The 11,724-nt window shown below is 67.2% G+C and carries 10 protein-coding genes; 8 read left to right on the top strand and 2 right to left on the bottom strand.

Going from position 1 to position 11,724, the window contains the following annotated elements; genetic code table 11:
• The first annotated feature begins 219 nt into the window (after positions 1–219).
• Positions 220–744, top strand: coding sequence for a DUF6101 family protein (locus ACFFJ6_RS17605; protein WP_378390211.1), 525 nt, complete (start codon positions 220–222; stop codon positions 742–744).
• Positions 745–1,074: 330 nt separating this feature from the next.
• Complete coding sequence (locus tag ACFFJ6_RS17600; protein ID WP_378390154.1) at positions 1,075–3,639, top strand: HWE histidine kinase domain-containing protein; 2,565 nt, start codon at positions 1,075–1,077, stop codon at positions 3,637–3,639.
• A gap of 3 nt (positions 3,640–3,642) precedes the next feature.
• On the opposite strand, the gene ubiA is transcribed toward ACFFJ6_RS17600, so the two are convergent.
• A complete protein-coding gene (gene ubiA, locus ACFFJ6_RS17595; RefSeq protein ID WP_378390152.1) occupies positions 3,643–4,596 on the bottom strand; it encodes a 4-hydroxybenzoate octaprenyltransferase in 954 nt (317 codons plus the stop codon).
• Complete coding sequence (locus tag ACFFJ6_RS17590; RefSeq protein ID WP_378390209.1) at positions 4,593–5,339, bottom strand: hypothetical protein; 747 nt, start codon at positions 5,337–5,339, stop codon at positions 4,593–4,595. The genes ubiA and ACFFJ6_RS17590 overlap by 4 nt, the downstream gene beginning before the upstream one ends.
• A gap of 252 nt (positions 5,340–5,591) precedes the next feature.
• On the opposite strand from ACFFJ6_RS17590, the gene ACFFJ6_RS17585 reads away from it, so the two are divergent.
• The 6 genes from ACFFJ6_RS17585 (at position 5,592) to ACFFJ6_RS17560 (ending at position 11,648) form a co-directional block, all read left to right on the top strand.
• Positions 5,592–6,356 carry a 16S rRNA (uracil(1498)-N(3))-methyltransferase gene (locus ACFFJ6_RS17585; protein ID WP_378390150.1) on the top strand — a complete coding sequence of 255 codons (765 nt, stop codon included), beginning with the start codon at positions 5,592–5,594 and terminating at the stop codon, positions 6,354–6,356.
• 137 nt (positions 6,357–6,493) lie between these two features.
• Positions 6,494–7,639, top strand: a complete 1,146-nt coding sequence (locus ACFFJ6_RS17580; RefSeq protein WP_378390148.1) for an ATP phosphoribosyltransferase regulatory subunit — start codon at positions 6,494–6,496, stop codon at positions 7,637–7,639.
• On the top strand, positions 7,636–8,613 hold the full coding sequence (hisG, locus tag ACFFJ6_RS17575) for an ATP phosphoribosyltransferase (RefSeq protein ID WP_378390146.1): 978 nt from the start codon (positions 7,636–7,638) through the stop codon (positions 8,611–8,613). Before ACFFJ6_RS17580 ends, hisG begins: the two co-directional genes overlap by 4 nt.
• A gap of 111 nt (positions 8,614–8,724) precedes the next feature.
• Positions 8,725–9,768, top strand: a complete 1,044-nt coding sequence (locus tag ACFFJ6_RS17570) for a glycosyltransferase family 2 protein (RefSeq protein WP_378390143.1) — start codon at positions 8,725–8,727, stop codon at positions 9,766–9,768.
• The gene (locus ACFFJ6_RS17565; RefSeq protein WP_378390141.1) at positions 9,765–10,655 is read left to right on the top strand and encodes a ChbG/HpnK family deacetylase; all 891 of its coding nucleotides are present in this window, start codon (positions 9,765–9,767) and stop codon (positions 10,653–10,655) included. Before ACFFJ6_RS17570 ends, ACFFJ6_RS17565 begins: the two co-directional genes overlap by 4 nt.
• A 117-nt stretch (positions 10,656–10,772) precedes the next feature.
• Positions 10,773–11,648, top strand: a complete 876-nt coding sequence (locus ACFFJ6_RS17560; RefSeq protein ID WP_378390139.1) for a DUF2076 domain-containing protein — start codon at positions 10,773–10,775, stop codon at positions 11,646–11,648.
• The last annotated feature ends 76 nt before the right edge of the window (positions 11,649–11,724 follow it).

Below are 11,724 nucleotides of genomic sequence, written 5' to 3'. Positions count from 1 at the left end.
GGCGCGGACTTCAAGCACTTTAGGCGGCGCCGGAACCAAACATTGTCGGCTTTCGCGCAAGTTTTCGTCAATCATGCCAGCCAAGCTTCTGTCAATCATGAGTCCCGAAGCAAGCGGAGTCAGCTTCGATTAACCAGCCTTTTTAAGCGATTCCGGACACCGCTCTGGCAAGCTCCTCACATCGACCGAAAACATAATTTCGGCGGGGAGAACACAGCCGTGAGGCGTCAAACAACAGCAGGTGGGAGTCATCCCGCCGGGTCGAGCCGCGCTCTGCGGCTCGACCCACTCACTCTTCCGATCCGCTACGACGCGCACGACATTCGTGCCGACGGCGGCATCCGGCAAATCGAACTGCATCGTGAACGGGTGATCCTGCACCGTGCCGTGGCCGGCATGCGGATGGCCATCAAGGTGCAGGTCAGCGACTTCCGCGGCATCATCTGCCGCGGCCTCGACGACGTGCGGATGCTGATGCTGGTGCATCGCGATCCGTCGCTGTCGGTGCCGCTGTATATCAGCGAAGATTCCGACGAGATCGAACGCGTGCGGGCGCTGTGGAGCGAGATCCTGTCGCTGCCGCTGCTTCCGGACGACACGCCGCGGCTGCCGGCGCCGCGTCGCCGCCGCCGCTGCGTCATCAGCCATCGCCGCCCGCGCTTTCTGGTGCGCCGGCGTGTGGGTGCACTGCTCGAGCCGGCCCGCTGCTACGCAGGTGAACGCGAGATCATCGCCCGCACCTGAAGCCACCGGACACTTAGCGATTCAGAACGGCCGCCCGGGTCCGACATGGAACCGGTGCGGCCGTTTTCGTCTGCGCAACGGCCTCCCCGGCGCGGGCTGAAGGAACTTCCGGAGCGCCTTTGCCGTTATCAGCCGCGACCAGCCACGGCCTTCGTTGGTCCATGATGCCGCTCAGTTCCATCATGGATCACCTCTCGCCGAGTGGGGAGCGGCGGCAGATTTCGCCGAATATCTTAGGGCCTCCGACCCGAGGGGCACGGAATCAGACCATGTCGGCAGGCCCGCGCACCGCGAATGCGCTCCGCCGGCGTGGGTGCGAAAAGGTTGAGTGTGGCGGACAGAAACAACAACTTTGAAGTCGATCTGACCAACTGTGATCGCGAGCCCATCCATCAGCTCGGCGCGATCCAGCCCTTTGGGTTCCTGCTCGCGCTGTCCACCGATTGGCTGGTGCAGCGCGCCTCGTCCAACGTGATCGACTTCTTCGGCATTTCGGCCGACGAGATGCTGGGCACGCATGCCGCGGATCATCTCGGCGTTTCGACCGTCCACACCTTGCGCAACCGCCTGACGCTGTTGCGCGGTCTCGATGCGGTCGAGCGCGTGTTCGGCTACGAACTGCCGGGCAAGGGGCAGCGCTACGATTTCGCGGTCCACGTCTCGGGCCGCAGCGTGATCGTCGAGGCCGAACCGTGCGTCGAGGAAACCCAGCCCGATACGGCCAGCACGATCCGCGCGATGATCTCGCGGCTCGACGCGACGACTGACGAGAAATCCTTTCTGCACGAAGGCGCCCGCCAGGTTCGCGCGCTGACCGGCTTCGACCGGGTGATGGTGTATCGCTTCGATAGCGACGGCTCGGGCACCGTCGCGGCGGAATCCGCGCGGGCCGGCATCGGCAGCTTTCTCGATCTGCGCTACCCGGCCTCCGACATTCCGGAGCAGGCGCGGCAGCTTTATCTGCGCACGCCGTTTCGGATCATCGCCGACGTCGATGCGGTCCCGGCGCCGATTTATCCGCGGCTCGACGAGCGCGGCAATCCGATCGACCTGTCGCTGTCGGTGCTGCGTTCGGTTTCGCCGATCCACATCGAGTATCTCAAGAACATGGGCGTTCGCGCCTCGATGTCGATCTCGATCGTGATCGAGGGCCGGCTGTGGGGCCTGTTCGCTTGTCATCACTACGACGGGCCGCGCCTGCCCAGCTTCGAACGCCGCTCGATTGCCGAACTGTTCGGCCAGATGTTCGCGCTCAAGCTCGAAGGCCGCGAGCGCAAGGCGATGGCGGGCTACGAGAACAACGCCCGCGCCGCCAGCGATCGGCTGCTGGCAGCGATCGCCGGCGATTCGACCCTGCTGGAAAATCCCGACTGGCTCGGCTCGATGCTGCACGACACGGTGCCGAACGACGGCATCGCGATCTGGATGGACGGGCGCGTCGCCCAGGACGGCCTCACCCCGCCGGCCGGCGAACTGCGTACCATCGTGCGCCGCCTGAACGCGATGGCGGCGGGCCGAGTCTACGCGACCGATCACCTCGCCGGAACGATCCCCACCGCGCAGGCCTATGACGACGTCGCCGCCGGCGTGCTGGCGATTCCGATCTCGCGCACGCCGCGCGACTACGTCCTGCTGTTCCGGCAGGAGAAGATCCGCACCGTCACCTGGGCGGGCGATCCGATGAAGCCGGCGAGTTACGGCCCGCACGGCGCGCGGCTCACGCCGCGGCAGAGCTTCGAGGCGTGGAGTCAGGAAGTGCGCGGCCGCTCGCAGCCGTTCTCGGAGGCCGAGATCCGCGTCGCCGAAATGCTGCGGATCTCGATGATCGAGATCGTGCTGCGCATCACCGACGAAGCCCAGGAGGAGCGCCGGCGGGCCGCCGAGCGCCAGGATCTGCTGATCGCGGAGTTGAATCATCGGGTCCGCAACATTCTCGCGCTGATCCGTGGGCTGCTGCGCCAGTCGCGCGAGCCCGGCGAGTATCACCCGGCGCTCAACATGCTCGACGGCCGGATCCAGAGCCTCGCGCGTGCGCATGATCAGATCACCAAGGACAATTGGAGTCCGGCGCCGCTCGGCCTGCTGATCGAGACCGAGGCCGCCGCCTATCTGGGCGGCAAGAGCAACCGCGTCGAGGTGGCGGGCCCGGACGTACTATTGCAGCCGCAGGCTTTCACCACGCTGGCGCTGGTGTTCCACGAACTGATGACCAACTCGGCGAAATACGGCGCGCTGTCCGACAGCGGCCGCGTCACCGTCGACTGGCGGTTCGACGTCGATGGCGATCTGCGGATCGAATGGCGCGAACGTGGCGGTCCGCCGGTGCGGCCGCCGAGCCGCGAGGGCTTCGGCTCGACCATCATCAACCGCTCGGTCCCCTACGATCTCGGCGGCGAGGCGCGGGTGCGTTACGAACTCATCGGCGTCGAGGTGGACCTCTGCGTGCCGGCGCGGCACGTCAGTGAGCAGCGGCACGCCAAGCCGTTGGTGGTGGAAACTGCTCCGCCGATCTACGCGGAAAGCCCCGATCAGAAACCGCTGCTCAGTGGCGCGGCCCTGCTGGTGGAAGACAGCCTGATCATCGCCATGGATGCGGAGGACATCCTGCTGCGCCTCGGCGCGGCGCGCGTCGCGACGGCCGCCACCGTCGCGCAGGCGCTGGCCGAAATCGACCGCGACACGTTCGAGATCGCGCTCCTCGACGTCAATCTGGGACGGGAAAGCAGCATGCCGATCGCCGAGCGGCTGGCCGAACGCGGCGTGCCGTTCATGTTCACCACCGGCTATGGTGAACAATTGCAGCGCGGCGAGCAGAACAAGGACGTCGTGGTGGTGAACAAGCCCTACGACCTCACCAGCATCGGCGCGGCGATCCGCAAGATGCTGCGGGCGTGAGCGCTACGCCATCATCGTCCGCGCAACGGCGTCGCCGACGAGGCCGATAAACAGCAACAGCCCGGCGTCGCGGTTCGACTTGAACAGCTTCAGGCACAGCGGCGAGTTGCTGATATCGAGCCGGACGATCTGCGACGCCAGATGCGCCGCGAACACCGCGAGGCCGATCCAGGCGATCCAGCCGGAATGCGCCAACCACAAGGCGGTTCCGATCAGCGTCACCGCAAGCGCGTAAAGCACCGACAGCGCCGTCTTGGTCTTGGCGCCGAACAGCAATGCGGTCGACTTGATACCGACCAGCAGATCGTCCTCGGCGTCCTGATGCGCATAGATGGTGTCGTAGCCGACCACCCAGGCGATCGAGCCCGCGTAAAGCACGAAAGGCACGAGATCGAGCCGCGCGAAGGTGACGGCGAAGCCCATCAGCGCGCCCCACGAGAAGGCGAGCCCGAGCACGATCTGCGGCCAGTAGGTGATCCGCTTCATGAACGGATAGGCGGCGACGATGATCAGCGAGGCGATGCCGGTGGCGATCGCGAAGGCGTTGAACTGAATGAGTACCGCAAGGCCGATGAGGCACAGCATCACCATGAAGGCGGCGGCCTGCTTCGCCGTCACCTGACCTGACGGAATCGGCCGCGACCGCGTCCGCTCGACCTTGCCGTCGAGATCGCGGTCGGTGATGTCGTTCCAGGTACAGCCGGCGCCGCGCATCACGAATGCGCCGATGAAGAACAGCGCGCAGACCAGCGGCAGTTGGCTGAGATCGCGGGCGATGCCGGCCGCCAGCGCGGCCGCCCACCAGCACGGCATCAACAACAGCCAGGAGCCGATCGGGCGATCGAACCGGGCGAGACGGAGATACGGCCGCGACCATTCCGGCGCATGGCTGTCGACCCAGTTGCCGGTCGAATCGGCAACCGGCGCCGTTGCGCCGGTGATCGGGAGGCCGGTCATCGCTGCAGCACGTTTCCGTTCAGCGTATCGAAGGTGGTGCCGCCGAACTTCTTGGCCGAGCTGTTCGCCTCAGGCGCCGCCGTCGACGATCCGAGGACGTCGGCGAGGCTCGGACCGGCAGGACCACGCTGCTGCTGCTGGGACGCGATATCGCAGACCTTCTTCTGCATGCCGCTGGTATTCTGATGACCCTTCTTCAACTGGTCGGCGATTTCGCCCGGGATGCCGCAACGCTTCGCGTTGGTCACCACATAGCTGATCATCTTGGTTTCCGAGGCCGCAAAGGCGGTGATCAGCTTGCAGGCTTCGGCGGCCGGGGCCTTGCGCTTGCCGGCGGCCTGAATCGCGGCGCCGCGCTTCTCGGCTTCCTGACGCAGCTTGACGAATTCGTTCATGCACTCTTCGCCGCCGCCGGCCTGCTGTCCCATCGGGGCCGCTTGCGGCGGAGGCGCAAAGCCCCCTCCCCCACCCGCGATCGGCGCGGCGCCAGCGGCCGGGAACGCCCCTGTGGCTCCGACCGGCGGGAACGGCGAGGGCTGGGCCGTGGCGGCGGGAGCCGCCGACTTGTTCGGCAGCGGCGCCGGGAATGGCGAGGATGCGCTCTCGTTCGGCAGCGGAGCCGGAAACGGTGATGCGGCCTGATTGGGCAGCGGCGCCGGAAACGCGCTTTCCGCATGCACCGGCAGGCTATGCATCGTGATGACGGCGGCGACCGTCGGCACAATCAAACGGCGGATGATCAAGGCTGCTCCTCCGGCAAGGTTCGATGGTCCCCAAGAGTCCATAAGGATCCATAAGGGTCCCCGAAAATCGGAAAGGATCTCGCAGGAGACCCAGACCAACGTCAGGCGCGGCGCCCAAATGACCGCCCCGCGCCTTTTACGATTCCCATCGGGCCTTAACAACCCGTGGAATAGGGCGGCAGCGCGGCGGTTCGCCACGTTTAGCTGCTGATTTTGCTGGACCTTTGAACTAGAACGGCGCTGAGAAACGTCATGTCACGATACGATTTTCGCAGCCCCCGGCTGTTCGTCGATGCCGACCTCGCCGCCGGCGCCCGCGTGCCTCTGGAACGCGACCAGAGCAATTATCTCGGCAATGTCCTCCGGCTCGGCGCCGGGGCGCCGGTGCTCGCCTTCAACGGCCGCGACGGTGAATGGCGGGCCGTCATGGCGGGGCGCAAGCGGCCCGACGCACTGGAGGTGGCCGAGCAGACCCGCCCACAGGACCGGCTGCCGGATGTGACCTATGCGTTCGCCCCGCTGAAGCATGCGCGGCTGGACTATATGGCTCAAAAGGCTGTGGAAATGGGCGCCGGCCGGCTGCAGCCGGTGCTCACGCAGCACACCCAGGTGCACCGGCTCAACACCGAGCGGATGCGGGCCAACGTCATCGAAGCCGCCGAGCAATGCGGCATCCTCAGCATCGCCGGCGTCGAGGAGCCCCTCGGGCTGGAGCGTTATCTGGCGCAGCGGGCCGACGGGCCGCGCCTGCTGGTGTTCTGCGACGAGGATGCCGAAATTGCCGATCCGGTCGCCGCGTTGCAGGGGGCCCGCGCTGGAGCGGCCCAGGGACTCGACCTCCTGGTCGGCCCCGAGGGCGGCTTCTCGGCCGACGAACGCGACCTGCTGCTCCGTCAGCCCCGCATCCTCCGGCTGGCGCTTGGTCCCCGGATCATGCGGGCCGACACCGCGGCTGTCGCCGCTCTGGCGCTGGTGCAGGCCGTGGTCGGCGACTGGACGGGCCCGGACGGTATCTAGGTAACATTCGACCATCATCTCCCAACGGCCTTCGCGCAACACTCCAATGACGGTCGAAACTGTCATTCGGCCATGCTAAGGGCTGCGCCGACACCGATTTTGACCCTCCCCTGCCCGGGATCGCAGGAATTTCGACAATGACCAAGACCGCCGCCGCTGGCGCGACCGGATCCGCCGCGTGGGCGGAGGCGCTGCTGCAATCGTTTGCTCAGGCCGGCTATGTCCGCGCCGAGCCGCCGATCCTGCAGCCCGCCGACCCGTTTCTCGACCTTTCGGGCGAGGACATCCGCAAGAGCCTCTACCTGACCACCGACGCCAGCGGCGAGGAGCTGTGCCTCCGACCCGACCTGACCATCCCGGTGGCGCGGGATTATCTGGCCTCGGCCGAAGCCGGCCGGCCCGCCGGGTTCTGCTATCTCGGCCCGGTGTTCCGCCAGCGCAGCGGCAAGCCGACCGAGTTCCTGCAGGCGGGCCTCGAATCCTTCGGCCGGCAGGACCGCGCCGCGGCCGATGCCGAGATGCTGGCGCTCGGCCTACAGGCGACCGCGGCGTTTGGCGTGTCGGACGTCGACATCCGCACCGGCGACGTCGCGCTGTTCGCTGCGCTGATCGATGCGCTCGACCTGATGCCGGTTTGGCGGCGGCGGCTGATGAAGGATTTCAACCGCCAGGTCAGCCTCGCCCAGGATCTCGAGCGGCTGACGCTGGCTCCCTCCGGCGGCAATGAATATGAGGGCGTGCTGGCGGCGCTCGCGGGCTCCGACCGCAAGGCGGCGCTGGCGCTGGTCACCGACCTGATGTCGATCGCCGGCGCCACCACGCTCGGCGGACGCTCGGTCGCCGAGATCGCAGACCGCTTCCTCGAGCAATCGACGCTGAAGAGCGGCGCGCTGCCCCGCGACGCGCTGCAGAAGATCCAGCGCTTCCTTGCCATCAGCGGCGTCCCCACCGACGCGCTGAAACAGCTCCGCAGCCTCGCGACCGACGCCAAACTGGCGATCGATCCTGCGATCGATCAGTTCGAAGCCCGGATCGGTTTCATGGCCGAGCGCGGCATCGATCTCGCCAAGGTCCGGTTCTCGACCTCGTTCGGCCGCGGCGTCGATTACTACACCGGCTTCGAATTCGAACTGCACCGCGTCGGCAATGGCGACGATCCGCTGGTCGCCGGCGGCCGCTATGACGGGCTGATGAGCCAGCTCGGCGCGAGCGCCCCCATCCCCGCCGTCGGCTTCTCGATCTGGATCGAAGCGATGACCCAGACCACCGGAGGTGCCGCATGAGCGCGCCGTTCGTTCTCGCGGTCCCCTCCAAGGGCCGCCTGCAGGAAAACGCCGAAGCGTTCTTCGCCCGCGCCGGCCTGGCGCTGACCAAGCCCGGCGGCGCGCGCGACTATCGCGGCACGATCTCAGGTCTCGCCAATGTCGAGGTCGCGTATCTGTCGGCCAGCGAGATCGCCGCCAATTTGGCCCGCGGCTCGGTGCATTTCGGCGTCACCGGCGAAGACCTGCTCCGCGAGAACATCGCCGAGGCGGACAAGCGCGTGCTGCTGCTCGACGGGCTCGGCTTCGGCTACGCCAATGTGGTCGTCGCGGTGCCGCAGGCGTGGATCGACGTCCGTACCATGGCGGATCTCGACGACGTCTCGACCGGCTTTCGCGCTCAGCACAATCGCCGGATGCGGGTGGCGACGAAGTACATCAACCTGACCCGCGGCTTCTTCGCGCAGCACAACATCGTCGACTACCGGATCGTCGAGAGCGCCGGCGCCACCGAGGGCGCGCCCGCGGTCGGCACCGCCGAGATGATCGTCGACATCACCACCACCGGCGCGACGCTCGCGGCCAACGGGCTCAAGGTGCTGGACGACGGCGTGATGCTGCGCAGCCAGGCCAATCTGGTCGCCTCCCGCGAGGCCGACTGGTCCGCCGACGCCCGTGAAACCGCGCGCGTCATCCTCGACCAGATCGCGTCGCGCGCCCGCGCTTCCAAATACAAGGAAGTCCGCACCCGCTTCGCCGGCTGCAACGACGCCCTGCTGGCCGAAGCGCATCAACGGTTCGGCGTGGTGTCGCCGTTCGGCGGTCCGACCTCATCGGGCATGCTGACGCTGCACTGCCCGCCGGCGCAACTCTATGGCCTCGGCAGCTTCCTGCGCGAGCATGGCGCCGACACCGTGTCGGTCGCCTCGCTGGACTACGTGTTCGACAAGGACAATCCGCTGTTCAGCAAACTTGAAGCTTTCCTGCTTCAATAATCCTCCGGCGTGGTTCCGTCGCCGATGGCGACAGTGCCGCGTTGTCACCATATGATGCTGGATAGTTAGATCTTCGACGAACTGGACACAGAGCGAAGCCGGAACCGAGCGATGAAGATGGGGAGCGACCTGTCAGGCCTGAACGCCGGTGCGAACTCCGTCGCGCTGGGGCTGTCGATCGTGGTGCCGGTGTTCAATGAAGCCGGCGGGCTGCAGGCGCTGCACGAGCGGCTGGCGGCGCTGTCCGCGACGCTACGCAAGCGTTATGGCCTCGTCTGCGAAGTGGTCTATGTCGACGACGGCAGTGCCGACGCGACGCTCAGCATCGCCCGCGATCTTCCGGCCGACGGCATCGACGTGCAGGTGGTGTCGCTGTCGCGCAATTTCGGCAAGGAAGCCGCATTGCTCGCCGGCCTCGATCATGCCCGGCGCGGCGCCGTACTGTTCATGGACGGCGACGGGCAGCATGCACCCGAACTCGCCGAAAAGCTGGTCTCGCACTGGATCGATGACGGCTACGACGTCGTCTACACCGCCAAGGCGCATCGCGATAACGAGCCGCGGCTCCGCCGCGCTGCGGTGCGCAGCTTCTACGCGCTCATCAACTGGGGCGCGCGGCAGCCGATTCCGGAGGACGCCGGCGACTTCCGCCTGCTGTCGCCGCGCGCGGCCGCGGCACTCAAGCAGCTTCCCGAGCGCAACCGCTTCTTCAAGGGGCTGGCGAGCTGGATCGGCTTCCGGCAGTTCCGCGTCGACTACGAACCGGAGCCGCGCTCGCATGGCTTCAGCACCTTCAGCACCGGCCGGCTCATCGGCCTGTCGATCGAAGGCCTGACCTCGTTCTCGGTGGCGCCGCTGCGCATCGCCAGCCTGCTCGGCGCCCTGCTGGCGCTCGGTGCGTTCCTGTTCGGCCTGTCGATCCTGTGGGAGACCTGGGCCAACGGCAAATCGGTGCCGGGCTATCCGTCGCTGATGGTCGGCATGATGACGATCGGTGGCGTTCAGCTTTTGATGATCGGCATCGTCGGTGAGTATATCGGCAAAATCCTGTCCGAGCTGAAGGCGCGGCCGATCTACTTCGTCGCCGAGCACAGCGTCCGGCAGGCGGGCCCGATCGAGGGCGCCGCACATTCCGAACAATCCGCGGCCGAATGAGCGAGACCGCGCCGCGCCGGATCTGGCTGTGCGCCGACGATTACGGCATCAGCCCCGGCGTCAACCGCGCAATCCGCGATCTGATCGCCAACCGGCGGATCAACGCGACGTCGGTGATGATGGTCGGCCCCGCGATCGATCGCGCAGAGGTCGAGGCCCTGCAGGAGGTCGCAACCGCGGCCGATTGCGCGATCGGACTGCATGCCACGCTGACGGCGCCGTTCTCGCCGCTGACCATGCACTATCATCCGCTGCATGGCGGGATCTTCTTGCCGCTCGGCCGCAAGTTGCGCGGCAGCCTGCTGCGGCGGCACGACCGCGCCATTATCGCGACCGAACTCACCGCGCAGCTCGAAGCCTTCGCCGAACGCTTCGGCCGGATGCCGGACTACGTCGACGGTCATCAGCATGTGCAGCTGTTCCCGCAAGTCCGCGATGCCTTCGTCGGCGCCGTGAAGGCGCTGGCCCCACACGCCTGGGTGCGCCAATGCGGGCGCTCGCAGCCGCTGGCGCAGCGGCTCGGCGCACCGAAGGCGCTGCTGCTGGACACGCTCAGCGGACCGTTCCGCAAGCGCGCCGCCCACGCCGGCCTCGCGTACAACCCGGGTTTTGCCGGCGCCTATGACTTCGCACGCGAGACCGACTTCGAGACGTTGATGGCATCGTTTCTCGACGGACTGCCGGATGGCGGGCTGGTGATGTGCCATCCCGGATTCGTCGACGACCTGCTGATCAGCCTCGATCCGTTCACCGATCAGCGCGCGCGCGAACACGACTTTCTCGCAGGCGGCCGCTTCCCTGCGCTGCTGGCGGCGCACAATGTGACGCTGCTGCGACGATCCGGCAAAGCATCCGGACCGGGCGCCCCGTCTCCTACCGAAAATTAATCCAGCCGGGACTTATTGCGGCCCAGCCGCCTCCCTACATTTTTCAGCACTCACGCGCGCAGCGCCGCATCCCGCGAGCCGCAGCGCGCGGAGCAACGGATCCTGAGGGAGACCATCATGACACCGCAAGAACGTCAGCTTGTGGACGATCTGTTCGAACGGCTGGCCCGCCTCGAATCCGCACCGCGCGATCCCGACGCTGCGGCTGCGATCGCGCAGGGGCTGCGGCTGGCGCCGAATGCGGTCTATGGGCTGGTGCAGACGGTGCTGGTGCAGGACGAAGCGCTGAAGCGCGCGCACGACCGCATCCAGCAACTCGAAGCCGGCGAGCGGCAGCCCGATGGCAATCAGGGCAGTGGCTTCCTCGACACCATGCGCGACGCGATCTTCGGCCAGAACCCGAATCAGAATCAGACGCGCGGTTCGGTCCCCAACGTTCCGCCGCCCGGTTACGGCAGCAGCCGACCGGCGTGGAATACCGGGCAGGTGCTCGGCCAGCAGCCGCCGATGGGCCAGCAGCAGATGGGCGCCGGGCAATACGCGCCTCCTCAGCAAGGCGGCTTCGGCGGACCGTTCGGCGGCGGCGCCCCCTCGCCGGTCGGCGGGGGCGGTGGCTCGTTCCTCGGTACGGCGGCGGCCGCGGCAGCCGGCGTGGTCGGCGGTTCGCTGCTGCTCTCCAGCATCCGCGGCATGATGGGCGGCGGCGGCCACCAGAGCATGGCCGATCAGTCCGGCCTCGGCGGCCTCAACCCATGGGGCGGCAGTGGTGATCAGTCCGGCGGCAGCCTGGCGCAGCAGGCCGGCCTCGGCGATATCGGCTCGCAACGCGGCGGTGTCGATGACGCCAGCTCGCGCTACGGCGCGCTCGATCAGCAGGGTTCGAACGACGATGACGATCGCAGCGGCGACTACGACCGTACGGCGGATGCCGGCTACGATCAGGACGATATGGACGACGGCTTCGACGGCGGTGGCGACAGCGACTTCGCCTGACGCCACCGCCGTCGCCTTCCACGCGATGTAAAGAGCAACGGCCGCCCGAGCGCGGCCGTTGTCGTATCAGGATGAT

The sequence above is a fragment of the Rhodopseudomonas telluris genome, from assembly GCF_042432815.1.
In the GTDB taxonomy this organism is placed as follows: domain Bacteria; phylum Pseudomonadota; class Alphaproteobacteria; order Rhizobiales; family Xanthobacteraceae; genus Rhodopseudomonas; species Rhodopseudomonas telluris.
Note: the sequence above shows the minus strand (reverse complement) of the source record. Positions and strands in the feature narration are given on the sequence as shown.

Bases quoted from the DNA above. Each gene is read 5' to 3' on its own strand.
- ubiA (WP_378390152.1), bottom strand. From the start codon at position 4,596: ATGACCGGCCTCCCGATCACCGGCGCAACGGCGCCGGTTGCCGATTCG.
- ACFFJ6_RS17585 (WP_378390150.1), top strand. From the start codon at position 5,592: ATGTCACGATACGATTTTCGCAGCCCCCGGCTGTTCGTCGATGCCGAC.
- ACFFJ6_RS17580 (WP_378390148.1), top strand. From the start codon at position 6,494: ATGACCAAGACCGCCGCCGCTGGCGCGACCGGATCCGCCGCGTGGGCG.
- hisG (WP_378390146.1), top strand. From the start codon at position 7,636: ATGAGCGCGCCGTTCGTTCTCGCGGTCCCCTCCAAGGGCCGCCTGCAG.
- ACFFJ6_RS17570 (WP_378390143.1), top strand. From the start codon at position 8,725: ATGAAGATGGGGAGCGACCTGTCAGGCCTGAACGCCGGTGCGAACTCC.
- ACFFJ6_RS17565 (WP_378390141.1), top strand. From the start codon at position 9,765: ATGAGCGAGACCGCGCCGCGCCGGATCTGGCTGTGCGCCGACGATTAC.
- ACFFJ6_RS17560 (WP_378390139.1), top strand. From the start codon at position 10,773: ATGACACCGCAAGAACGTCAGCTTGTGGACGATCTGTTCGAACGGCTG.